3 protein-coding genes are annotated in these 1,213 nt (G+C 56.0%); all 3 read left to right on the top strand.

Annotation, left to right across the window (positions count from 1 at the left end; all coding sequences use genetic code 11):
* Nucleotides 1–521: mucin-binding protein (locus FD19_RS09800; protein ID WP_420836036.1), on the top strand; the 521-nt coding region annotated here is incomplete at its 5' end.
* Nucleotides 522–560: 39 nt separating this feature from the next.
* Nucleotides 561–932, top strand: a complete 372-nt coding sequence (locus FD19_RS09455; RefSeq protein ID WP_056969914.1) for a mucin-binding protein — start codon at nt 561–563, stop codon at nt 930–932.
* A gap of 39 nt (nt 933–971) precedes the next feature.
* Nucleotides 972–1,213 (top strand): hypothetical protein (locus tag FD19_RS09450; RefSeq protein WP_156639707.1); only part of this gene is annotated, 242 nt, incomplete at its 3' end.

Below are 1,213 nucleotides of genomic sequence, written 5' to 3'. Positions count from 1 at the left end.
ATGCCACGATTACTGGGACGAGTTCTGGAGACATTGATTACAGTACGGATGCCAATGGCAAAGCCATTAATTATGATTTCAATGGTTACGTTATTGATAGCGACGGTCGTAAGGGTGTAAGTACCTTTGATAACGATGATGGCGTTAATCAGACTGTTGTGGTTACGTATTATCGTTCAACGATCACGGTCAACCCGCAGACTCCTGCCGGTGATGATCCCAGTCAGGTTGGTCCGCAGGACCCAGGAACACCAGTGGACCCCGAAAACACTGATGGACCAAAGTATCCAGCAGGTGTTGATGCGGCTAGCCTGAACCGGACGGCAACGGAGACCGTACGCTTTATCAATGGGAACACTGGGGCAACGGTTGCGCCAAGCAAGACGGCGACGATCACGTATCACCGGACAGCCAGCGTTGATGTAGCCACGGGTACGGTCACCTACGGTGCATGGGAAACGGACAACAATACGTTCGCCGCAGTACCAGCAGCGACGAAAGCAGGCTTAACGCCAGACTAAACGGAAGTACCAGCACTAGTTGATGACACCGCCGCCGATGTGACGCTAACGGTCTACTACTACCCAGCGACGATCACGGTCAACCCGCAGACTCCTGCCGGTGATGACCCAAGTCAGGTCGGTCCGCAGGGCCCAGGGACGCCAGTGGATCCTGATGATCCCGATGGGCCAAAGTATCCAGCGGGTGTGGATACCGCTAGTCTGAACCGGACGGCAACAGAAACAGTACGCTTCATCAATGGCGACACCGGAGCAACAGTTGCGCCAAGCAAGACGGCGACGATCACGTATCACCGGACAGCCAGCGTTGATGTAGCCACGGGTACGGTCACCTACGGTGCATGGGAAACGGACAACAATACGTTCGCCGCAGTACCAGCAGCGACGAAAGCAGGCTTAACGCCAGACTAAACGGAAGTACCAGCACTAGTTGATGACACCGCCGCCGATGTGACGCTAACGGTCTACTACTACCCAGCGACGATCACGGTCAACCCGCAGACTCCTGCCGGTGATGACCCAAGTCAGGTCGGTCCGCAGGGCCCAGGGACGCCAGTGGATCCTGATGATCCCGATGGGCCAAAGTATCCAGCGGGTGTGGATACCGCTAGTCTGAACCGGACGGCAACAGAAACAGTACGCTTCATCAATGGCGACACCGGAGCAACAGTTGCGCCAAGCAAGACGGCGAC

This window comes from Lacticaseibacillus thailandensis DSM 22698 = JCM 13996, assembly GCF_001436135.1.
Classification (GTDB): Bacteria; Bacillota; Bacilli; order Lactobacillales; family Lactobacillaceae; genus Lacticaseibacillus; species Lacticaseibacillus thailandensis.
The sequence above is the reverse complement of the archived record's forward strand: the minus strand, read 5'-3'. Positions and strand labels throughout refer to the sequence as shown.